General features: G+C 69.4%; 17 protein-coding genes and 1 pseudogene. 13 read left to right on the top strand and 5 right to left on the bottom strand.

Annotated elements, in window-relative coordinates:
• The first annotated feature begins 104 nt into the window (after positions 1 to 104).
• Positions 105 to 2,099, top strand: coding sequence for a PhoX family protein (locus MFF01_RS20355; protein WP_238228097.1), 1,995 nt, complete (start codon positions 105 to 107; stop codon positions 2,097 to 2,099).
• A gap of 250 nt (positions 2,100 to 2,349) precedes the next feature.
• On the top strand, positions 2,350 to 4,410 hold the full coding sequence (gene parE / locus MFF01_RS20350; protein ID WP_238228096.1) for a DNA topoisomerase IV subunit B: 2,061 nt from the start codon (positions 2,350 to 2,352) through the stop codon (positions 4,408 to 4,410).
• Between the two features lie 112 nt (positions 4,411 to 4,522).
• Here parE and topA read toward each other — a convergent pair whose 3' ends face one another.
• Entirely contained in the window at positions 4,523 to 7,288 is a 2,766-nt protein-coding gene (gene topA / locus MFF01_RS20345; RefSeq protein ID WP_238228095.1) for a type I DNA topoisomerase, read from the bottom strand.
• 255 nt (positions 7,289 to 7,543) lie between these two features.
• Between topA and MFF01_RS20340 the strand changes: the two genes are divergently transcribed.
• The 4 genes and pseudogenes from MFF01_RS20340 (at position 7,544) to dprA (ending at position 11,685) form a co-directional block, all read left to right on the top strand.
• The gene (locus MFF01_RS20340; protein WP_238228094.1) at positions 7,544 to 8,491 is read left to right on the top strand and encodes an aspartate carbamoyltransferase catalytic subunit; all 948 of its coding nucleotides are present in this window, start codon (positions 7,544 to 7,546) and stop codon (positions 8,489 to 8,491) included.
• A gap of 5 nt (positions 8,492 to 8,496) precedes the next feature.
• On the top strand, positions 8,497 to 9,798 hold the full coding sequence (locus MFF01_RS20335; RefSeq protein ID WP_238228093.1) for a dihydroorotase: 1,302 nt from the start codon (positions 8,497 to 8,499) through the stop codon (positions 9,796 to 9,798).
• Complete coding sequence (gene plsY / locus MFF01_RS20330; RefSeq protein ID WP_238228092.1) at positions 9,795 to 10,403, top strand: glycerol-3-phosphate 1-O-acyltransferase PlsY; 609 nt, start codon at positions 9,795 to 9,797, stop codon at positions 10,401 to 10,403. The genes MFF01_RS20335 and plsY overlap by 4 nt, the downstream gene beginning before the upstream one ends.
• A 113-nt stretch (positions 10,404 to 10,516) precedes the next feature.
• Positions 10,517 to 11,685 (top strand): annotated as a pseudogene (dprA, locus tag MFF01_RS20325) (DNA-processing protein DprA).
• A gap of 7 nt (positions 11,686 to 11,692) precedes the next feature.
• Here dprA and MFF01_RS20320 read toward each other — a convergent pair.
• On the bottom strand, positions 11,693 to 12,865 hold the full coding sequence (locus MFF01_RS20320; RefSeq protein WP_238228091.1) for a hypothetical protein: 1,173 nt from the start codon (positions 12,863 to 12,865) through the stop codon (positions 11,693 to 11,695).
• 211 nt (positions 12,866 to 13,076) lie between these two features.
• Between MFF01_RS20320 and MFF01_RS20315 the strand changes: the two genes are divergently transcribed.
• Entirely contained in the window at positions 13,077 to 13,334 is a 258-nt protein-coding gene (locus MFF01_RS20315; protein ID WP_238228089.1) for a hypothetical protein, read from the top strand.
• Between the two features lie 197 nt (positions 13,335 to 13,531).
• Here the strand turns inward: MFF01_RS20315 and ruvX are convergent, their stop codons facing one another.
• A complete protein-coding gene (gene ruvX / locus MFF01_RS20310) occupies positions 13,532 to 14,014 on the bottom strand; it encodes a Holliday junction resolvase RuvX (protein ID WP_238228088.1) in 483 nt (160 codons plus the stop codon).
• A 67-nt stretch (positions 14,015 to 14,081) separates the two neighbouring features.
• Positions 14,082 to 14,618, bottom strand: coding sequence for an SMI1/KNR4 family protein (locus tag MFF01_RS20305; protein ID WP_238228134.1), 537 nt, complete (start codon positions 14,616 to 14,618; stop codon positions 14,082 to 14,084).
• Positions 14,619 to 14,806: 188 nt separating this feature from the next.
• Here MFF01_RS20305 and MFF01_RS20300 point away from each other — a divergent pair, with 188 nt between their 5' ends.
• From MFF01_RS20300 to MFF01_RS20275, 6 genes are all read left to right on the top strand, one after another.
• A complete protein-coding gene (locus tag MFF01_RS20300; protein WP_238228087.1) occupies positions 14,807 to 14,944 on the top strand; it encodes a hypothetical protein in 138 nt (45 codons plus the stop codon).
• A gap of 112 nt (positions 14,945 to 15,056) precedes the next feature.
• The gene (gene gatC, locus MFF01_RS20295) at positions 15,057 to 15,344 is read left to right on the top strand and encodes an Asp-tRNA(Asn)/Glu-tRNA(Gln) amidotransferase subunit GatC (RefSeq protein WP_238228086.1); all 288 of its coding nucleotides are present in this window, start codon (positions 15,057 to 15,059) and stop codon (positions 15,342 to 15,344) included.
• 94 nt (positions 15,345 to 15,438) lie between these two features.
• The gene (gene gatA / locus MFF01_RS20290; protein ID WP_238228085.1) at positions 15,439 to 16,920 is read left to right on the top strand and encodes an Asp-tRNA(Asn)/Glu-tRNA(Gln) amidotransferase subunit GatA; all 1,482 of its coding nucleotides are present in this window, start codon (positions 15,439 to 15,441) and stop codon (positions 16,918 to 16,920) included.
• A gap of 10 nt (positions 16,921 to 16,930) precedes the next feature.
• Positions 16,931 to 17,230, top strand: coding sequence for a hypothetical protein (locus MFF01_RS20285; RefSeq protein ID WP_238228084.1), 300 nt, complete (start codon positions 16,931 to 16,933; stop codon positions 17,228 to 17,230).
• A gap of 65 nt (positions 17,231 to 17,295) precedes the next feature.
• Positions 17,296 to 18,768, top strand: coding sequence for an Asp-tRNA(Asn)/Glu-tRNA(Gln) amidotransferase subunit GatB (gene gatB / locus MFF01_RS20280; RefSeq protein ID WP_238228083.1), 1,473 nt, complete (start codon positions 17,296 to 17,298; stop codon positions 18,766 to 18,768).
• A 163-nt stretch (positions 18,769 to 18,931) separates the two neighbouring features.
• A complete protein-coding gene (locus MFF01_RS20275; protein ID WP_238228081.1) occupies positions 18,932 to 19,594 on the top strand; it encodes a hypothetical protein in 663 nt (220 codons plus the stop codon).
• Positions 19,595 to 20,350: 756 nt separating this feature from the next.
• Here MFF01_RS20275 and MFF01_RS20270 read toward each other — a convergent pair.
• A complete protein-coding gene (locus MFF01_RS20270; RefSeq protein WP_238228080.1) occupies positions 20,351 to 21,322 on the bottom strand; it encodes an HlyD family secretion protein in 972 nt (323 codons plus the stop codon).
• Position 21,323: the final 1 nt, after the last annotated feature.

The raw sequence follows: 21,323 nt of genomic DNA, 5'->3' as shown, positions 1-21,323 counted from the left end.
CCCGGCCGAAAGGCCGGGCTTTCTCCATTTCGGCGCCACCCGTCATGCGGCTGCCATGGGCGGTGCTTAGCAGGACCGCTTTCAGCGCCAGACGGAGCCGATGGATGATGCAGCCGATGCGAACCCGCTCGCAGGCGGCCGAGGCGGCGGAGGATGCCGGCTCAAACGCCAGTTCCAACGCCACCTTCGGCGACGTGGTCGCGGCGCGCTTCGACCGGCGCGACCTCCTACGCGGCCTCCTCGGTGTCGGTGCCATCGCCGCCGTGGTGACGCCGCGCGCGCTCGCGGCCGGGGAGGCCAGAGGCTCGCAAGGTCAGGCCGCCCGGGATCCCACCCCGACGCGCTTTCCCTTCGCGGAGGTCGAGGCCGGCTCGGACACGCACCACCACGTGGCGGCGGGGCACGACGCCGAGATCCTCATCCGCTGGGGCGATCCCGTCCTGCCGGGCGCGCCGGCCTTCGATCCGCACAACCAGTCGGCCGCCGCGCAGGGGCAGCAGTTCGGCTACAACAACGACTTCGTCGGCTACTTCCCCATGCCGGGCGCCGTCGATCCGGCCGCCCACGGCCTGCTCGTCGTCAACCACGAATACACCAACGAGGAACTCATGTTCCCGGGCCTCGGACGCCAGGATCTCAAGGACATTGCCTTCAAGGGCATGACGAAGGCCCTCGTCGACATCGAGATGGCGGCCCATGGCGGCTCGGTCATCGAGATCCGCCGCACGGATGGCCGCTGGGCCGTGGTGCCGGATTCAAGGTATGCCCGCCGCATCACCGCCGAGACGCCGATGGTCCTCACCGGCCCCGCCGCCGGCTCCGAGCGCCTCAGGACCGCCGCCGATCCCACGGGCCGGGCGGTGCATGGCATGATCAACAACTGCGCCGGCGGCACGACCCCGTGGGGCACGTGGCTCACCTGCGAGGAGAACATCAACTACTACTTCTCCGGCGAACTCACCTCGGATTCGGCCGAGGCCGCCAACCACAAGCGCTTCAACCTGCCGAACACCGCCTATGCCTGGGGCCGGTTCCACGAGCGCTTCGACATCGGCCGGACGCCGTGCGAGCCCAACCGCTTCGGCTGGGTGGTGGAGATCGATCCATTCGACCCCACCTCCACCCCGAAGAAGCGCACCGCCATGGGCCGGTTCAAGCACGAGGGGGCCGCCGGCATCGTCGCCAAGGGCGGCCAATACGTCGTCTATCAGGGCGACGACGAGCGCTTCGACTACGTCTACAAGTTCGTCACCACGGGCCGGGCCGACAGCGGCGACCGCGATCTCCTCGATTCCGGCACCCTCCACGTCGCCCGCTTCGACGCCGACGGGCGCGGCGTCTGGATGCCCCTGGTGTTCGGGCAGGGGCCCCTGACGCCGGAAAATGGCTTCCAGACCCAAGCCGACGTGCTCATCGGGGCGCGGCTCGCCGCCGATCATCTGGGCGCCACCAAGATGGACCGGCCCGAGGACGTCGAGGCCAATCCGAAGACCGGCAAGGTCTACGTGATGCTGACCAACAACGGGAAGCGAAAGCCGGATCAGACCGACGCCGTGAACCCCCGCGCTGACAACCGCTTCGGCCACATCGTCGAACTCACCCCCGACGACGGCGACCATGCCGCCACGGGCTTCGCCTGGGAGATCCTGGTCCGCTGCGGCGATCCCAGCATCGCTCAGGTCGGCGCCACCTTCTCGTCGGCTACCACGAAGGACGGCTGGTTCGGCATGCCGGACAATTGCGCCGTCGACGGGCAGGGGCGTCTCTGGGTCGCCACCGACGGCAACTCGGCCTCGCGCACGGGCCGGGCCGATGGCATCTGGGCCATGGAGACGGAGGGGCAGGGGCGCGGTACGGGCAAGCACTTCTTCCGGGTGCCGTGCGGGGCCGAGATGTGCGGGCCGTACTTCACCCCCGACGACACCACCTTCTTCGTCGCCGTCCAGCATCCGGGCGAGGCCGACGAGGACGATCCGAAGGCCGCGCCCGCCACCTTCGAAGCCCCGTCCACCCGCTGGCCGGATTTCGATCCGGCCCTGCCGCCCCGTCCCGCCGTGGTGGCGATCACGAAGCGTGGGGGTGGCCGCGTCGGCACCTGAGGCCGCACCCCGCCGCGAAAAGGCTTGCCCTGAGGCCGTCAGCCCTTCTTAACCACCTTTGGCCCATGCATGGGTGGCTTCGCCCCACGGGGGACGGACTTCGGGGTCCGGCCCACCAGGGCGTGAACCCCTTTCTGTTTCCGGTTTGTTCCGGTATGGTCAGAGGATGAAGGCGAATGCTGCACGGTCCCCCTCTGCGATCCGCTCCGCGAAACCCGCGGTCGGGCCGGCCCTCGCGCGAGGCGCTCCGGTGAGCGACCCCGCACGCGACCTCTTCGTCGGTGGCGAGGCCCCCCAAGCGAAGCCCGCCGAGCGCCGTAAGCTCGCGGCGGCACCCGTGCCCACGCCCGGGCCCTTGCCCGTCCCCTCGGCGGAAGCCGGCTACGACGCCTCCGCCATCGAGGTGCTCGAGGGGCTGGAGCCCGTGCGGCGGCGCCCCGGCATGTATATCGGCGGCACCGACGAGCGGGCGCTTCACCACCTCTTCGCCGAGGTCATCGACAATTCCATGGACGAGGCGGTGGCGGGCCACGCCAGCTTCATCGAGGTGGAGCTCGAGGAGAGCGGCCACCTCGTCGTCACCGACAACGGGCGCGGCATCCCCGTGGACCCGCACCCGAAATACCCGACGAAGTCCGCCCTGGAGGTCATCATGACCGTCCTGCACGCCGGCGGTAAGTTCGATTCCAAGGTCTACGAGACGAGCGGAGGCCTGCACGGGGTCGGCATCTCCGTGGTCAACGCCCTCTCCAACGAACTCGAGGTCGAGGTCGCGCGCGGCCAGACCCTCTACCGCCAGACCTTTTCGCGGGGGCACGTCCAGGGGCCGCTCGAGACGGTCGGACGGGTGCAGAACCGGCGCGGCACGCGGGTGCGTTTCCACCCCGATGCGCAGATCTTCGGCGCCCTGAAGTTCGATCCGCGCCGCCTGTTCCGCATGGCGCGCTCCAAGGCCTACCTGTTCGGCGGCGTCGAGATCCGCTGGCGCTGCGCACCCTCCCTGCTGGAGGGCATCGACGACGTGCCGGCCGAGACCGTGCACCGGTTCCCCGGGGGGCTTCGCGATTACCTGGCCCGCGACCTCGAGGGCAAGGAGCTCGTCACCGACGCGATCTTCTCAGGGAAAATCACCAAGCCGGGCGGCCACGGGTCCCTCGAATGGGCGGTCGCCTGGATGGTGGTCGATGATGGCGTCTCGGCCTCCTACTGCAACACGATCCCGACGGCCGAGGGCGGTACTCACGAGAGCGGCCTGCGCGTCGCCCTTCTGCGGGCCCTGCGCGAGCATGCCGAGCGCGTGAACCAGGCCAAACGCATGACGGCGGTGACCACCGACGACGTCATGGCGACCTGCGCCTCCATGCTGTCGGTGTTCATCCGCGAGCCCGAGTTCCAGGGCCAGACCAAGGACAAGCTCGCCACGGTGGAAGCCTCGCGCATCGTCGAGACGGCGATCCGCGACGCGTTCGACCATTGGCTCGCCGCCTCGCCGGCACAGGCCAACAAGCTCCTCGACTGGGTGATCGACCGGGCCGAGGAGCGCCTGCGCCGTCGGCAGGAGAAGGAGGTCGCGCGCAAATCCGCCACCCGCAAGCTGCGGCTGCCGGGCAAGCTCGCCGATTGCTCGAAGGCCGGCATGGCGGGCTCCGAGATCTTCATCGTCGAGGGCGATTCGGCGGGCGGGTCGGCCAAGCAGGCGCGCGACCGCGCCAGTCAGGCGATCCTGCCCTTGCGCGGCAAGATCCTCAACGTGGCCTCCGCCAGCCGCGACAAGCTCGGCGCCAACCAACTCATCTCGGACCTGACCCAGGCGCTCGGCTGCGGCACCGGCAACGCGTTCCGCCTGGAAGACCTTCGCTACGAGAAGGTCATCATCATGACCGACGCCGACGTCGACGGCGCCCACATCGCCTCGCTGCTCATCACCTTCTTCTACCGGCAGATGCCCAAACTCATCGACCGGGGGCACCTCTACCTCGCGATTCCCCCCCTCTACCGCCTGACCCACGGCGCCAAGACGGCCTATGCCCGCGACGACGCCGACCGGGAGCGGGTGATCAAGACGGTGTTCAAGGGCGCCAAGGTCGAGATCGGCCGCTTCAAGGGCCTGGGTGAGATGATGCCGGCGCAGTTGAAGGAGACCACCATGGACCCGAAGAAGCGCACGCTCCTGCGCGTCGAGGTCCTGGAAGAGGCTCGCGCCTCCACGGGCGACGCCGTCGACCGCCTCATGGGCAACAAGCCCGAGGCCCGTTTCGCCTTTATCTCCGAGCGTGCCGCCTTCGCGGACGGCGCGGAGCTGGATATCTGAAGTACGGGTCTCGAAGGGCCGAGCCCTTCGCGGGTCCCCAGGGCAGAGCCCTGGGAAGATGTCGGGCTCTGCCCGACACCCGCCGAAGGGATGATCCCTTCGAAAACCCGGATCAGGCTTTCTTGGCCGCTGCCTTGCGTGGGGCGGCGGGCTTCTTGGCCGGGGCTTCGGCGTCGGCTTTCTTCGCGGGCGCCTTGCGCGGGGCGGCCTTCTTCACCGGTGCGTCGTCCGCGTCGCCATCCGTCTTCTTCGCGGCCGCCTTCTTGGCCGGTGCCTTTTTGGCTGCGGTCGATTTCGCCGCCGTCTTGCGGGCCGGGGCGCGCTTCTTTCCGCCCCCGGCCGCCTCGCGGGCGGCGATGAGCTCCAGGGCCTGCGGCAGATCGATGTCTTCCGCCGCCATCGTCTTCGGCAGTGTTGCGTTGGTGGTGCCGTCGGTGACGTAGGGGCCGTACTTGCCCGACTTCACCACGATGGGCTTGGCCGTCTCGGGATGGGTGCCGAGCGCCCGACCCGGATCGGCGGCGGGGCCGCGCCGGCCCCCGCCCTGCTCCTTAGCCACGATGATGTCGATGGCCCGGTTGGCGCCGATCTCGAGCACGTCGTCGTCGCGCCCGAGATTCGCGTACATCTTGCCGTGCTGCACGTAAGGTCCGAACCGGCCGAGATTGGCCAGGATCGGCTCGCCGGTCTCGGGATGCCGGGCGACCTCACGCGGCAGCGACAAGAGTTTCAGGGCCTTTTCCAGATCCACCGCCGACGGGCTCAGGCCCTTCGGGATCGATGAGCGCTTGGGCTTGGCCGCCTCCTTGTCCGTGGAGGCCTCGCCGAGTTGCACGAACGGGCCGAAGCGCCCATCCCGCAGCGTCACCGCCAGGCCGGAGACCGGATCGGTGCCGAGCACCCGCGTACCCGGCTGGCCGCCATTCTCCGAGGAGCCGTCGCCGTCGCCCTCGACCCCGTTCGCGGCGAGCTGGCGGGTATACTTGCACTCGGGATAGTTCGAGCAGCCGACGAACGCGCCGAACTTGCCAAGCTTGAGCGAGAGCTGGCCGGCGCCGCAGGTCGGGCAGGTGCGCGGATTCGAGCCATCGGCCTTCTCGGGGAAGATGTGGGCGCCGAGCAGGTCGTTGAGGGCGTCGAGCACCTCCGTGACGCGCAGCTCCTTGGTGCCCGCGATGGCGGTCGAGAAGTCCCGCCAGAAGTCGCGCAGCACCTCACGCCAGTCGATCTCGGCGTTCGAGACCCGGTCGAGCTGTCCCTCCAGATCGGCGGTGAAATCGTACTCGACGTAGCGCTTGAAGAAGCTTTCGAGGAAGCCGGTGACGAGGCGGCCCTTGTCCTCGGCGACGAGCCGCTTCTTCTCGATCTTCACGTATTCGCGGTCGCGCAGGGTCTGCAGGATCGCCGCGTAGGTCGAGGGCCGGCCGATGCCGAGTTCCTCCATGCGCTTGACGAGGCTCGCCTCGGAGTAGCGCGGCGGCGGCTCGGTGAAGTGCTGGGTCGAGGCGATGCGCTCGCGCTTGAGCGCGTCACCGGCCTTCATCGGCGGCAGGCGCTTGCCGTCCTCGTCCTCCTCGTCGTCCTTGCCCTCCTGATAGAGGGTGAGGAAGCCGTCGAACTTCACCACCTGACCCGTGGCCCGGAGGTCGAGTTTGCGCGGGCCGACCGCGGCGGCGATATCGACGGTGGTGCGCTCCAGCTCGGCCGATTCCATCTGGCTCGCCACCGTGCGGATCCAGATGAGTTCGTAGAGCTTCGCCTGCTCGGCATCCACCGTGCGGGCCACGGTCTTGGGCAGGCGGCTCATGTCGGTGGGGCGCACGGCTTCGTGGGCCTCCTGCGCGTTCTTGGCCTTGGTGCTGTACTTGCGCGGCGCCCCCGGCAGGTAGGCCTCGCCGTATTCCTTGGCGATGACCCGGCGCGCGTCGGCGATGGCTTCCGGCGCCATGTCGACGCCGTCGGTCCGCATGTAGGTGATGAGGCCCACCGTCTCGCCGCCGATCTCGACGCCTTCGTAAAGCTTCTGGGCGGCGCGCATCGTTTGAGCCGGGGCCATCCCGAGCTTGCGCGAGGCTTCCTGCTGCAGGGTCGAGGTGGTGAAGGGCGGTGCGGGGTGGCGCTTGGCGGGCTTGGCCTCGACGGTGGCGACGGAGAACGTCGCGAGTTCGAGGTCGCGCTTGAACGCCGCCGCCTCTTCGCCGGTGCCGACGTCGAGGCGCTGGATCTTCCGGCCGTCCGCGCCCGTGAGCCGGGCCTCGAACATCGCGCCGGCCTCCGTCGCCAGGGTCGCGACGAGGGACCAGTATTCGCGGGGTTTGAACACCTCGATCTCGCGCTCGCGCTCACAGACGAGGCGCAGGGCCACGGACTGGACGCGGCCGGCCGAGCGGGCGCCGGGCAGCTTGCGCCACAGCACGGGCGAGAGATTGAAGCCCACGAGGTAATCGAGGGCGCGGCGCGCCAGGTAGGCGTCGACGAGAGCCTGGTCGATCTGGCGTGGGTTGCGCATGGCGGTGTCCACCGCCGCCTTGGTGATGGCGTTGAACGTCACCCGCTCGACGGGCATGCCCTTGAGGGCGCGGCGCGCATTCAGCGCCTCGACCACATGCCAGGAGATGGCCTCGCCCTCGCGGTCCGGATCGGTCGCCAGGATCAGGCCGTCGGCCCCCTTGAGCGCCTTGACGATGTCCGAGACGCGCTTCGACCCCCGGTCGTCGAGCTCCCACAGCATGTGGAAATCCGCCTCCGGATCGACGGACCCGTCCTTGGCCGGGAGGTCGCGGATGTGCCCGAACGAAGCGAGCACCTCATAGTCGCGCCCCAGGTATTTGTTGATCGTCTTGGCCTTGGCCGGCGACTCGACGACGACGACTTTCATGGAGGAATTCCGGCCTCTCGGGAGGGTCTCGTCCGCAACGACCGGTTGCGTGCGCGGATGCGCTGCGGCGGAAGCGGCGGGGCGGGCCGCCTCCCGGGGGGAGGGGCCTGTCGCGGGCCATGAAGTGGGTTAACCCTCGGGCGATGTCAAATGGGGACACTTTGCCGGTTGTGCCGGCCCGCTCCCGCACGGCCTTCGTCTTGCGGGCGCTGCGCGCCCGCTGTAGCGCATGACCCCGTGAAGATTGGCTCCGTGATGACCAGCGCCCCGACTCCCGGCTTCCCCCACCGCCACCTCCTCGGCATCGAGGGGCTGTCGCGCCCCGACATCGAGGCCCTGCTGGAACGGGCCGATGCCGCCGTGGCCCTATCGCGGCAGGTGGAGAAGAAGCGCACGACCTTGCGCGGGCGCACCCAGATCAACCTGTTCTTCGAGCCCTCCACCCGGACGCAGGCCTCGTTCGAGCTCGCCGGCAAGCGGCTGGGCGCCGACGTGATGAATATGTCGGTGGCCTCCTCCTCGGTGAAGAAGGGCGAGACCCTTATCGACACCGCCGCCACCCTCAACGCCATGCGCCCCGACATTATCGTGGTGCGCCATCACGCGGCGGGCGCCGTGCATCTCCTGGCCCGCAAGGTCGACTGCGCCGTGGTCAATGCCGGCGACGGCGCCCACGAGCACCCGACCCAGGCGCTCCTCGACGCCCTGACCATCCGCCGCAACAAGGGCCGGATCGAGGGCCTCACGGTCGCCATCTGCGGCGACGTGCTCCATTCGCGCGTCGCCCGCTCCAACATCATCCTGCTCCAGGCGCTCGGCGCCCGCGTCCGGGTCATCGGTCCCTCGACGCTGCTGCCCACGGGCCTCGCGCGCTTCGGCGTCGAGGTCTTCACGGACATGCGCAAGGGGCTCGCCGGGGCCGACATCGTCATGATGCTGCGCCTCCAGCGCGAGCGCATGAACGGCTCGTTCGTGCCGAGCGTGAAGGAGTACTTTCGCTATTTCGGCCTTGACGGCGACAAGCTGGCGCTGGCCGCCCCCGACGCCCTGGTGATGCATCCGGGGCCGATGAACCGCGGCGTCGAGATCTCCTCGGAGGTGGCCGACGGGGCGCAGTCCCTCATCCGCGAGCAGGTCGAGATGGGAGTGGCCGTGCGGATGGCCGTGCTCGAAGCCCTGGCGACGCACCTGCCGAACGCGTGAGTCCGATGTCCCAGCCCCCGCTTCTCCTCACCAACGCCACCCTGTGCGATCCGGCCGCCGGCCGGCAGGCGCCCGGCCACGTCCTCGTGCGCGAGGGTCGCATCGCCGATATCGCCTGGGGGGCCGCCTTAGTCGCGCCCGAGGGCGCCGAGACCATCGACTGCGCCGGGCACGTTCTCTCCCCCGGCCTCATCGACATGCGGGCCTTCGTGGGCGAGCCGGGGGCGGAGCACCGCGAGACCCTGGCCTCCGCCAGCGCGGCGGCGGCGGCGGGCGGCGTCACCACCCTGGTGTGCATGCCCGACACCAACCCGGTGATCGACGGGCCGGCCATCGTCGATTTCGTCCTGCGCCGGGCCCGCGACACGGCCTGCGTCCATGTCCTGCCGGCCGCCGCCATCACCAAGGGCTTGGCCGGCCGTGAGATGACGGAGTTCGGCCTGCTGCAGGAGGCCGGCGCCGTCGCCTTCACGGACGGGCTCAAGGCCGTCGCCAACGCCCAGGTCCTGCGCCGGGCCCTCACCTATGCGCGGGATTTCGATGCGCTGATCATGCAGCATGTCGAGGAGCCCGACCTCGTCGGCGAAGGCGTGATGAACGAGGGCGAGATGGCCTCGCGGCTCGGGCTGCTGGGCATCCCGCGCGAGGCCGAGACGGTGATGCTGGAGCGCGACATCCGCCTCGTGCGCCTCACCGGCGCCCGCTACCACGCGGCGATGATCTCCTGCGCCGATTCCGTCGAGATCGTCCGGCGTGCCAAGGCGGATGGCCTGCCCGTCACCTGCGGCGCGTCCGTGAACAACCTCGTTCTCAACGAGGGCGATATCGGTCATTACCGCACCTTCTGCCGGCTCTCGCCGCCCCTGCGCCACGAGACCGACCGGCTTGCCCTCGTGGCGGCTCTGAACGAGGGCGTGGTCGACGTGATCGTGTCGGACCACAACCCGCAGGATGTCGAGACCAAGCGCCTGCCCTTCGCCGAGGCCGCTGATGGAGCGCTCGGCATCGAGACCCTGCTGGGCGCGGCCCTGCGCCTCGTCCACACGGGCGACATCGCCCTGCCGCGCCTGCTGACGGCCTTGACGGCGCATCCGGCAAAAATCCTCGGCCGTGAGGCCGGGCGCCTCGCCCTGGGCGCGCCGGCCGACCTGACGCTCATCGACCTCGACGTGCCCTACGTCCTCGACAAGCGCCGCCTGAAGTCGCGCTCGAAGAACTCGCCCTTCGACGAGGCCCGGCTGCAGGGGGCCGCCATGCTCACCCTCGTCGGCGGCCGGATCGTGTTCCGCGACCGGAGTTTCGCATGACCCCGGCCGAGGCGGCCTCCCTGCCGATGCTGTTCGCGGGTCTCGCCGGGGGCTATCTCCTCGGCGCGATCCCGTTCGGGCTGATCTTCACGCGGCTTGCCGGCCTCGGCGACGTGCGGGCCATCGGCTCGGGCAATATCGGCGCCACCAACGTCCTGCGCACGGGCCGCAAGGGGCTGGCCGCCGCCACCCTCCTGGGCGATGCCCTGAAGGGCACGGTCGCCGTCCTCGCCGGCCTTCATTTCGGCCTGGAGCCGGCCCTGGCGGCTGGCCTGGGGGCCTTCCTCGGCCACCTGTTCCCCGTCTGGCTCGGCTTCAAGGGCGGCAAGGGCGTGGCGACCTTCCTGGGCGTGCTCCTCGCTCTCAGCCCCGTGGGGCTCCTCGCCTTCGCGGCGATCTGGCTCGGCCTTGCCTTCGGCTTTCGCTACTCGTCGCTGGCAGCGCTCGCCGCCTCGGCCGCCACGCCCGTCGTCCTGTGGGCGCTCGGACAGCCGGGGGTTGCATGGCTCTTCCTCCTGCTCGCAGCCCTGCTATGGTGGAAGCACGCGCCCAACATCCGCCGGCTCCGCGCCGGCACGGAAGGGCGCATCGGGCAGAAGGGCTAGGAGTGCCTTGCAGAACTCCCGACTCCGGACGGTTCTCGCTTTGAGCCGGACGGTGCCCCGGGCGTTTTGTGAGAGACACTCGGACCCGCCGCCCGGCTGCGATGGGGGCAGGGATGCAACTCAACGATGCCCAGCGCCTCGACTGGCTCCGCCTCATCCGCGCCGAGGGCATCGGCCCGCGCACCTTCCGCACCCTGATCAACCGCTTCGGCGGCGCCGGAGCCGCCCTGGAAGCCCTGCCGACCCTCAGCGGTCGCGCCGGCCGGCGCGTCGTCCCGCCGACCCGCGCCGAGGCGCAGGCAGAGCTCGCCGCCGCCGCCCGCCTCGGCGTGCGCCTCGTGGCTCTGGGCGAGGCCGAGTATCCGAAACTCCTCCAGGCCACCGATTCGGCGCCGCCGCTCCTGGCCGTGCGCGGCGACCCGGCGGTCCTGAACCGGCCGGCCGTGGCCATCGTCGGCTCGCGCAACGCGTCGGCCGCCGGCCTGAACTTCACCGAGCGCCTGTCGCGCGACCTCGGGGAGGCCGGTCTCGTAGTGGTCTCGGGACTGGCGCGCGGCATCGACGCCCGCGCCCACAAGGCCGCCCTCCGGCCGGGAACCGTGGCGGTGCTGGCCGGCGGCCAGGACCGGATCTATCCGACCAACCACGCCGCCCTCGTCGAGGCGATCCTGGAGGCCGGCGGGGCGGTGGTCGCCGAGATGCCCATGGGCTGGGAGCCGCGCGGGCGCGATTTCCCCCGGCGCAACCGCATCATCTCGGGGCTCAGTCTCGGCACCGTCGTGGTCGAGGCGGCGCGGCGCTCGGGGTCCCTCATCACCGCCCGCTTCGCCCTGGAGCAGGGCCGCGAGGTCTTCGCTGTGCCGGGCTCGCCCCTCGACCCGCGCGCGGAAGGCACCAACGATCTCATCCGCCAGGGCGCTACCCTGGTGGCGGAAGCCGCCCACGTCCTCGAGGCGGTGGCCCCCCTGGTCGATCGCGATTTGTTCGGCGCCGCGCCCCTCGCCCTCGACCGTCCGGATCTCGCCGACGCGCCGATCTTCTGGGACGAACTCGACGTCGACGGGATCGTACTGCCGATGGCGGCGGAGTCCTTCGACCCGCCCGAACCCACGGACGACCGCGCCCGCCTCGTCGGTCTGCTCAGCCCGACCCCATCGGCACCGACGACCTTGCCCGCGCGGCGGGCCTGAGTGTGCGGGTGGTACAGACGACGCTCCTCGAACTCGAACTCGACGGGCGGATCGAGCGGCACGGCAGCGGGGCAGTATCGCTCGTGGGGTGAGGGCGCCTCAGCGCAGGTAGATCACGCTGTAGAGGGTCCGCCGCAGCTCGCCCTCCAGCAGCCAGATCCGGCCGTTGTGGCAGCGTGCACGGATGCCCGCCCGCATCCGGGCGCAATACTCGCCGGTGTTGTCCTGGACCAGGTACTCGCACGTGCCCGCTCGCTTGCGCCGGCCGATGACCACGCTCGAATGGTCGGCGGCGAGGTCCGGATCCTTCGGGTCGCGGTCCTGCAGGATGTACCAGCTGTAGCCGATGGCCGGCGCCCGGCCATGGTCGAGGGCGTAATCGACCCGGGCCAGCAGGCGGGCGATCTCGCGGCGCGCCGGCGGTTTCCCGGCTTCCAGCATCGCCATGAAGTCGAGCTGGTTGGCGGCGACGCGGGAGGAGACCGGCAGCAGGGGCACGGGCAGGGGGAGCCGCCGGCACAGGGTCTCGACCCGCCGTAGCCACGCGTCGTTGAAGGCGTCCGCCCGCCGCGAGCGGAGTTTGTCCACCGTGGCGCCGACGCGGCGCGGGCACTGGTTCGGCGCCCGCAAGGGGGCGCCGTAGCGCAGGGCGGCGTAGGTGGGGAGGAAATGCGCGTAGCCCTCGTGCGAGGGCAGGTCGCGCTCCTCGCACAGGCCGCCGAGGTTGTAGAGCAGGGCGGCGGCATCCTCCTCGCCCCCCTCCAGCTTGTCGAAATACGGCTGCAGGCCTGGATTGCCGACGGGGTTGATGTCGGCGGCGTTCCGGCCCCAGGCGATGTCGGCGGGGTAGGCCGGATGCGCCCTCAGATGCGCCCTCAGGGCCGGATCGGGCAGGGATGCGAGCCGGGCGGGATCGGCGAAGTAGAACTTGCCCGCCACGTCCAGGGGCGAGACCGCCCGGCCGACGCGCTGCGAGATCATGTCGGCGGTGGCGTAGGCAAAGCAGATGGCGCTGTCGCCCTGCCCGACGGGGATCTCGGTGGGCTTGGGCGAGATCAGAACCCCGCCCGGGAGCCGGTGGGTGCTGGGCGGCAGGGCGATCCGCACCGGACCGCATTCGGGGTTGCGGGCGTAGGCCGGATGGGCCGGCAGGATGCGCGGATCGACGCCCTCGGCCTTGGCCGCCGCGCCGGCCGCGACGGACAGGATGAGGGCGCCGCAGGCCGCGCGGACCCGTCGCCCGACCCCTCCCTCGACCGTCTGCCGACCCATGCCCGGTTTCCCTGCTTCGTCCGCTGCCATCGCTCGCCGTGGAGCCATTCGGGGTCCGGGCGAGGGTCCGGAGCGCGACCGATCCCCCAGGGTGAGGAGGTTGCGTGCGCTTCGACACGTCATGACGGACAACGACTTCCTATCTCAAGTCCAGACAGAAAGAAACGAGCCGGATCGCCGTCTTGTCCTGTGAAGGAGCTTGAGACCTAAAATGAAGACCCGTATCGCCGCCATCGCCGCCGCCGTTGTTCTTGGCGTTGCTCCGATCTCGTCTGCTATGGCCTTCGAGCGCACCGGCCGTTACACCGGATTCACCTCCTCCGACGTCGAGACCACGGGGTCGGTCACCGCCCCGCGTGCTCCGTCCACGTTCGGGTGCCCGATGAATTCGGCCGCCGAGGGCAACGCGAACCAGCAGAACTTCCCCGTGATGCAGTACGGCCAGACCTCCGGCGGGAACCGCTGCTGATCCGGACGGGTGAGGCGACAGGCATGGTTCTGAAGGGCTTCTCCTACGCGATGATTGCTGCCTTCGCGGGCGGCCTCGTCTACACCCTCGTCGGGGCGTCCCAGGTTCTGCTGAACCTGTAGGCACATCGACCGAACGACAGCCTGGAGACAAACGGCGGGGCCAAGGCTCCGCCGCCTGCGCATCCGGCTCCGGACTCAGGCGTCGTCCACCTCGAGCACGCCCCGCATCTGATCGAGGCAACCCTGCAGGATGTAGGCCGCGGCCAGCATGTCGACGACTTCGCCGCGCTTGGCGCGCGAGGCGTCGGCGGCGATGAGGGCGCGGGTGACGGCGGCCGTGGACAGACGCTCGTCGCAGAACAGCACCGGCAGGTCGAGGAGCGGCTTGAGGTTGCGCACGAACGAGCGGGTGGATTGCACCCGCGGCCCCTCGCTCCCGTCCATGTTGAGGGGAAGCCCCATGACGAGACCGCCGACCCCGTGGGTCTCGCAGAGCTGACGCAGGCGGGCGACGTCGGGGGTGAACTTCACCCGGCGGATAGTCTCGAGGGGCGAGGCGATCTGGCGCCCGACATCCGACAAAGCGAGCCCGATGGTCTTGGTGCCGAGATCGATCCCGATGAGGCGGCGCCCGCCCCGCGACGCCTCCGCGAAGGCACGGATCTCGGCCTCGGTCATGTGTCTCGCTCTCCCGTGATCCGCCGTCCTGATCGATCCGGGGGCGGGTGGCAATCCGCTCCGCCCGTCAGTGCGTGACGGGAACCGCGTCGCCCACGAAGGTCGAGGGCAGGGGGGCCGCCGCCATCCCGAGGATGCCGCGCACGGCCGGCCCCTGGAGCCGCCGCATCAGGTCGGCGAGGTCCGCGCCGCCGAAGCGGACGGATTCGAGATCGGCGCCCATCACCCAGATTTCGTATTCGGGCCGGTCCGGAACCACGTCCCAGAACAGGAATTCGCCGGCCTCCGTACGGCCGAAGAAACAGGCCCGCTCCACCACGGAGGGATCGTCGCCCTCCACCTCGAACGCGGGATCGGGACGCGCGGCGACGACGGCGCCGATGCTGTGGGCGATGAGCTCCGAGCCGGTTACGAGGTCGGTCTCCGGCTCGGAGCCCGGCGTCAGCACCCGGACATGTCCGGCCGCGAGCCCGGCGCCCCAGCGGCGGCAGAACGTCCGGTAGGAGGCGGGGAGGGGAAAGCCCAGCTCCGCCTCGGCGCGGGTGAGGTCCGCCTCCCCCGCGACCGGCCCGGGCACGCCCTGCGCGAACACCGCCTCCCACATCCCCCCATCCTCCCTGCCGTCCGCCTTCATGTCTTCGACTCCGTGGAGATTAACCTTACGCAGACGTAACCCTGGCCTTGCCGGGATCGGCCGGTCCATAGCATCGTTAACGGAACGTTAACGTCGCAGGGGCGCCCATGAACCCGTCCGGAACACATCCCGTCGCCGCAGCCGGTCTCCGCCGTTCCATGCCGTTCCGGCACAAGCTCATGCTGCTGCTCGCCGTCGAACTCGTCGCCGTCGGCTTGCAGCAGGCCGATCGGAAGCCCTACCACACCGGCGTCACCGTCGAGACGCCCGCCCGCTCCGGCCATGTCATCACCTGAGAGCCGCACCCGACCCGGCGTTGCGAGCCCGCGAAGGCGGGTGCTATAGGCCGGCGATGTTCCGTCGCGGCCTCCGAGCCCCGGCGCATCTGGGTTGGGGGCTGAAGGCAGCATGTCGGTCGACGCAACGACGGTGAGGCGCATCGCGCATCTGGCGCGCATCGCGGTGAGCGAGGAGGAGGTCGCCCCCCTCCAGGGCGAACTCAATGCGATCCTGGCCTTCGTCGAGCAACTCGGTGCCGTCGATGTCACGGGTGTCGCGCCGATGACTTCGGTGACCCCCATGGCGATGAAGAAGCGCGCCGACACGGTGACGGATGGCGGCTACGCCTCGGACGTGGTGTTCAACGCGCCCGAGACCGAGGACAATTACTTCCTCGTGCCCAAGGTGGTCGAGTAGCGTCGCCGCCGATTCCGCATCGCTCAAGATTTCGCCGGATCGTTCGGCGCCGGTGACGGCGACGGGATCGCGGCCCCGAGGACCCGAAGCCCCCATGACCAGCCTCAACGAACTCACCCTGGCGGAAGCCCGCGACGGCCTGAAGGCCAAGGATTTCTCCGCCGGCGAGCTCGCCAGAGCGCATCTTGCCGCCATGGAGAAGGCGCGCGGCCTCAACGCCTACATCCTGGAGACGCCGGAGCGGGCCCTCGCCATGGCGGAGGTGGCCGACACCAAGATCGCCGCCGGCGAGGCGCGTCCCCTCGAGGGCATTCCGCTGGGCATCAAGGACCTGTTCTGCACCCACGGGGTCGTCACGACCGCGGGCTCGAAGATCCTCGAAGGGTTCCAGCCGCATTACGAGTCGGCCGTGACCCACAATCTCTGGCGCGATGGCGCCGTGATGCTGGGCAAGCTCAACCTCGACGAATTCGCCATGGGTTCTTCGAACGAGACCTCGGCCTACGGCGACGTCGTCTCGCCCTGGCGGCGCAACAAGTCCGACACCAAGCTGGTGCCGGGCGGCTCGTCGGGCGGCTCGGCGGCGGCGGTCGCGGCGCATCTCTGCCTCGGCGCCACCGCCACGGATACCGGCGGCTCCATCCGCCAGCCTGCCGCCCTGACCGGCACGGTGGGCATCAAGCCGACCTACGGGCGCTGCTCGCGCTGGGGCACGGTGGCCTACGCCTCCTCCCTCGACCAGGCCGGCCCCATCGCCCGCACGGTACGCGACTGCGCCATCCTACTCGGCTCCATGGCGGGCCCCGACGCGCGCGACACCACCTGCGCCGACCTGCCCGTGCCGGACTTCGAGGCGGCGGTGTCGCGCGGGGTGAAGGGCCTCACCATCGGTATCCCGAAGGAGTACCGGGTGGACGGCATGTCCGCCGAGATCCAGGCCCTGTGGGATCGCGGCGCCGAAATGCTGAAGGACGCGGGCGCCACGGTGCGGGAGATCTCCCTGCCGCACACGCCCTACGCCCTGCCGGCCTACTACATCGTCGCCCCGGCCGAGGCGTCCTCGAACCTGGCCCGCTACGACGGCGTGCGCTACGGCCTGCGGGTCCCCGGCAAGGACATCGCCGGGATGTACGAGAACACCCGCGCGGCAGGGTTCGGCCGCGAGGTCAAGCGCCGGATCATGATCGGCACCTACGTGCTGTCGGCCGGCTACTACGACGCCTATTACGTCCGCGCCCAGAAGATCCGCACCCTGATCAAGCGCGACTTCGAGGAGGCCTACGCCTCCGGCATCGACGCGATCCTCACCCCCGCGACCCCGTCCGCCGCCTTCGGCCTAGGCGAGAAGGGCTCGGGCGACCCCGTCGAGATGTACCTGCAGGACGTGTTCACCATCACGGTGAACATGGCCGGTCTCCCCGGTCTCTCGGTGCCGGCCGGCCTCGATGCGCAGGGGCTGCCGCTCGGCCTGCAGCTCATCGGCCGGCCCTTCGACGAGGAAACCCTGTTCGCCGCCGCCCAGGTGATCGAGACGGCGGCCGGGCGCACGAAGCTGCCGGCCGCATGGTGGGCTTGAAAGCGCGCCGATGACCGTCCCGATCTATCCCTTCGAGGTCTGGATCTGGGCCGCCTTCGATCCGGTCTTGATCGGCATCGCCCTGGTCATGGGCTGGAAGTCGGACCAGTTCGTGAAGGTCATCCTCGTCTCGCTCATGGCCTTCGCGGTCTCGGTGCTCGTCTCGTGGGCCGTCACCGCCATCGGCATCCCCTGGCCGGCGCCCGTGAGCCACGACGGGCCGACCTTCTTCCCCGTGCGCTGGATCGCGGGCTTCCTCTGGGGCACCCTGGGGTTCGTCGCTCATCAGATCTACCGGCGCCTCGCTTGACCGTGCGGGCGACGGCTCTCACCTTCATGGCGCCTTGGCGCTTCCAACCCTGAATCCGGGCCATCATGACCGCAGCCGTGAACCCCAAGAAACTCATCAAGGGCGGCCTGCACGACTGGGAGGTCGTGATCGGCATGGAGATCCATGCCCAGGTCACCAGCCGCTCGAAGCTGTTCTCGGGCGCCTCGACGGAATTCGGGGCCGAGCCCAACGACCACGTCTCCCTCGTGGACGCGGCCATGCCTGGCATGCTGCCCGTCATCAATGAAGAGTGCGTCGCCCAGGCCGTGCGCACGGGCCTCGGCCTCAAGGCGCAGATCAACCACCGCTCGGTGTTCGACCGGAAGAACTACTTCTATCCGGACCTGCCCCAGGGCTACCAGATCTCGCAGTTCAAGGACCCCATCGTCGGCGAGGGCGAGGTCTTGGTCGATCTCGTGGACGGCGAGTCCATCACGGTGGGCATCGAGCGCCTGCACCTCGAGCAGGATGCGGGCAAGTCGCTCCACGACCAGAACCCGACCCAGAGCTTCGTCGATCTCAACCGCTCGGGCGTCGCCCTGATGGAGATCGTGTCGCGGCCGGATCTGCGCTCCTCCGAGGAGGCGCGCGCCTACGTGACGAAGCTGCGCACCATCCTGCGCTACCTCGGCACCTGCGACGGCGACATGGAGAAGGGCTCGCTCCGGGCCGACGTGAACGTGTCGGTGAGGAAGCCCGGCGACCCGCTGGGGACCCGCTGCGAGATCAAGAACGTCAACTCGATCCGCTTCATCGGTCAGGCCATCGAGGTCGAGGCAAGACGCCAGATCGCCATCATCGAGGATGGCGGCACCATCTCCCAGGAGACCCGCCTGTTCGATCCGGGCAAGGGCGAGACCCGCTCCATGCGCTCCAAGGAAGAGGCGCACGATTACCGCTACTTCCCCGATCCCGATCTGCTGCCGCTCGAATTCGACCAGGCCTATGTCGACGCCCTCGCCGAGGGCCTGCCCGAACTGCCCGACGCCAAGAAGGCGCGCTTCATCGCTGATTACGGCCTCAGCCCCTACGATGCCGGCGTGCTCATCGCCGAGCGGGCGAGCGCCGATTACTACGAGGCGGTGGCCCAGGGCCGCGACGGCAAGGCGGCGGCGAACTGGGTGATCAACGAACTGTTCGGCCGCCTCAACAAGGAGGGCAAGACCATCGAGACGAGCCCGGTCTCGGCGGACCAGCTCGGCGCCGTGGTCGACCTCATTGGCGAGGGCACGATCTCGGGTAAGATCGCCAAGGACCTGTTCGAGATCGTCTGGACCGAGGGCGGCGACCCGCGGGCGCTGGTCGAATCGCGCGGCCTGAAGCAGGTCACCGACACGGGCGCCATCGAGGCGGCCATCGACGCCATCATCGCGAAGAACCCCGACAAGGTGACCCAGGCGAAGGAAAAGCCGACCCTGCTCGGCTGGTTCGTCGGCCAGACCATGAAGGCCACGGGCGGCAAGGCCAACCCGGCGGCGGTGAACGCCCTGCTGAAGGCCAAGCTCGGGATCGAGTAGGGCGGGGAAGAGCGGGGCGTCTTCGCGGCCCTGGTGAGCATTCGGCAATCCGACGCGGTTAGGGTGCCGAATGCGTGGGAAACGTCTTTCCGTCCTGGCTCTCGGAATAGCCCTCGCGGCCCAGAGGGCGGTCGCCGCTCCGGCCACCGCCGAGGTTCGGTTCGTGTATCTGGTCCCCAGTGACCGCGCCGTGTCCGTCGTCTACCCCGAACGAATCCTGTTCGCGGCCCGGCATGTCCAATCGTGGCTGGCCCTGAAGCTCGACGGACGGACGTTTCGGCTGGCGAGCCCCGCCGTCCGGATCGTCCGGTCCGACAAGCCGGCGCGCTGGTTCAGCTCGCCGGAGGGCACCGCCGGGTTCAATGGATTCTACAGGAAGACGTTGGACGAACTCGGTCGCCTGGGTGCCGGGCGTTTGAACGATCCGGAAGCCCGCGTCATCGTCTACGTGGACGCCGACCATGCCTGCGGGCAATCCGGAGCGGGCGGCAATGGCGTGGCCATCGTCTCGGCCAATGATCTCCGGGGGATCAGCGGTGAAGCCATCGTCCCCGCTTGCCGGCAGGCCAATACGGCCGAGATCGCGGGGCGCTGCCGATGGATCGGCGGGATGGCGCATGAATTGTTGCACACGCTGGGGCTGATCCATCCGGACAGATCGCCGGCCTGCCAGACCCCTCAGTGCCGCTCAGCCGCACTGATGATGCATGGGTATATCACCTACCCCAATGCCACGCTGCTCGCGGACGATCTCGCGGTTCTGAACCGGACACCGCTCCTCTCAACGCGATCGGTCGGCCGCTTGGCCGATTGCGCAGGGCCTTGACCTAAAAGAGCTATTGCGCCGTTCGACGCCCGATCGGAACGATCACACGGCGAAATCTTAAAGTGGCTTTCGGAAAGGCCGGCGGCGGAAGCGGTCGAGTTGGGGCATCTCGCGTGTTCGAAGTCGTGTCGTGAAAGACCGCTTCTACGCCCCTGTGGCCGCTTCCGTCCGGTGATGTGCGTTTGCGCTGCTCGGGTCCGGGTCGAATCAGGCCCGGATCGTCTAGGCAGCAACCTGCTGGGGTGGAGTCATCCGCGTCTCCCGCCATTCGATGGACTGAGATCGATTCTCGACGTCGCTGGGTATCGCCTCGTAGTTTGCGATGATCATCTTCAAACGAAGCTGGAACCGGCGGCGGAAGTGGTCGAGGTGGGGCATTTCGCGTGTTCGAAGTCGTGCCGTGAAGGCCGCTTCTGCGCCCCTGTGAGCCGCTTCCGTGCCGTCATTCGCGTCTTCGCTGCTCGGATCCGGATCGAATCAGACCTGGATCATCGGCGCAGCAGCCTGCTGGGGTGGAGTCATCCTCGTCTCCCACAATCGGGTTGGCGGCAATCGAACGTAAACGTCGCTGCTGGTGACCTTTTTGCTTTGGCTGTGCTTTGGTTTCGAAGCACAGGTGCAGACTGCGACTGTCGGAGGGAGGCGTCAACCCCCTATTCGCCGGCTATTCGAAAAGTCTCCGGTCCGGAGGAGGTATGACGAGGAAACGCCGTTTCCGGGCAGGGGCTTGGCCCTGATCCACAGGGGGCGTCGTCCTCACGATCCCGGTGTGGAGGCCATCAGGCCGGTAAATCGTCCGCGCAGGCTCGCCCACCAGTTGCGCCGATGCGCGCCGGGCTCTCCCACCGAGACCGTCGCGGTCATGCCCGCCACCAGGGTCACGCCCTTGGGCACGCCCTCGATGCGGATGCGCACGGGCACGCGTTGGGCGAGGCGCACCCAGGTGTAGACGGGATCGACGCTCGGCAGCCCCTGCGTGCTCGGCGCCGCGTTGGCGATGCTGATGCCCAGCGTGATGCTCTCGACTCGACCGGAAATCACGGGATCGTAGCCCAGCAGCTCGGCCGTGACGGGGGCGCCCACATGGATGTGGGCCATCTTGGTCTCTTCGAAATAGCCGTCGATCCAGAATGAATCCGTGTCGATCACTGCGATGTTGACCGTGCCCGTGGTGGCGTAGTCTCCCACCCGCAGGAGCAGGTTCGTCACCCGGCCGTTCACGGAAGACCGCACCTCGGTGCGCTTGCGGTTGATCTCGGCCTGGGCGAGCTGCGCCTTGGCCGAGGCGAGGGCGGCCTCCGCGATCTTGGCGGTGCCGGCGTATTGCTGCTTCTCCTCCACGGAGGTCGAGAGCGTGGTGAGCGCCTCGCGCCGCGCGGCCTGGGTCCGCTTGACCTGCAGGTCGGCCTCGCGGTTCTCGACCTCGGCCCGGGCCGACGCGATGGCGACGTCGAAGTCGAACGGATCGATGACGTAGAGCACGTCGCCCTTCTTCACCGCCTGGTTGTCGACGACGCGCAGGTCGGTGATCTGGCCGGAGACCTGGGGGGCGATGCCCGCCACCTGCACGCGCACCCGGCCGTCCCGGGTCCAGGGCGCCGTGACGTAGAATTGCCAGACGAGGACCGCCGCCACGCCGGCGCAGGCGAGGATCACGCCGGTGGCGAGGAGGCGCAGGACGCGGCCGAACCGGCGCGTCCGTTTCGCGGGGCGGGAGTCGTCGGACATC

The sequence above is a fragment of the Methylobacterium adhaesivum genome, assembly GCF_022179065.1.
Classification (GTDB): domain Bacteria; phylum Pseudomonadota; class Alphaproteobacteria; order Rhizobiales; family Beijerinckiaceae; genus Methylobacterium; species Methylobacterium adhaesivum.
This window is presented reverse-complemented; position numbering and strand designations above follow the sequence as displayed.

What these genes read in the sequence shown, in the direction of transcription:
- MFF01_RS20355 (WP_238228097.1), top strand. Translation starts at nt 105, where the DNA reads ATGATGCAGCCGATGCGAACCCGCTCGCAGGCGGCCGAGGCGGCGGAG.
- topA (WP_238228095.1), bottom strand. Translation starts at nt 7,288, where the DNA reads ATGAAAGTCGTCGTCGTCGAGTCGCCGGCCAAGGCCAAGACGATCAAC.
- MFF01_RS20340 (WP_238228094.1), top strand. Translation starts at nt 7,544, where the DNA reads ATGACCAGCGCCCCGACTCCCGGCTTCCCCCACCGCCACCTCCTCGGC.
- MFF01_RS20335 (WP_238228093.1), top strand. Translation starts at nt 8,497, where the DNA reads ATGTCCCAGCCCCCGCTTCTCCTCACCAACGCCACCCTGTGCGATCCG.
- plsY (WP_238228092.1), top strand. Translation starts at nt 9,795, where the DNA reads ATGACCCCGGCCGAGGCGGCCTCCCTGCCGATGCTGTTCGCGGGTCTC.
- MFF01_RS20320 (WP_238228091.1), bottom strand. Translation starts at nt 12,865, where the DNA reads ATGGGTCGGCAGACGGTCGAGGGAGGGGTCGGGCGACGGGTCCGCGCG.
- MFF01_RS20315 (WP_238228089.1), top strand. Translation starts at nt 13,077, where the DNA reads ATGAAGACCCGTATCGCCGCCATCGCCGCCGCCGTTGTTCTTGGCGTT.
- ruvX (WP_238228088.1), bottom strand. Translation starts at nt 14,014, where the DNA reads ATGACCGAGGCCGAGATCCGTGCCTTCGCGGAGGCGTCGCGGGGCGGG.
- MFF01_RS20305 (WP_238228134.1), bottom strand. Translation starts at nt 14,618, where the DNA reads ATGTGGGAGGCGGTGTTCGCGCAGGGCGTGCCCGGGCCGGTCGCGGGG.
- MFF01_RS20300 (WP_238228087.1), top strand. Translation starts at nt 14,807, where the DNA reads ATGCCGTTCCGGCACAAGCTCATGCTGCTGCTCGCCGTCGAACTCGTC.
- gatC (WP_238228086.1), top strand. Translation starts at nt 15,057, where the DNA reads ATGTCGGTCGACGCAACGACGGTGAGGCGCATCGCGCATCTGGCGCGC.
- gatA (WP_238228085.1), top strand. Translation starts at nt 15,439, where the DNA reads ATGACCAGCCTCAACGAACTCACCCTGGCGGAAGCCCGCGACGGCCTG.
- MFF01_RS20285 (WP_238228084.1), top strand. Translation starts at nt 16,931, where the DNA reads ATGACCGTCCCGATCTATCCCTTCGAGGTCTGGATCTGGGCCGCCTTC.
- gatB (WP_238228083.1), top strand. Translation starts at nt 17,296, where the DNA reads ATGACCGCAGCCGTGAACCCCAAGAAACTCATCAAGGGCGGCCTGCAC.
- MFF01_RS20270 (WP_238228080.1), bottom strand. Translation starts at nt 21,322, where the DNA reads ATGTCCGACGACTCCCGCCCCGCGAAACGGACGCGCCGGTTCGGCCGC.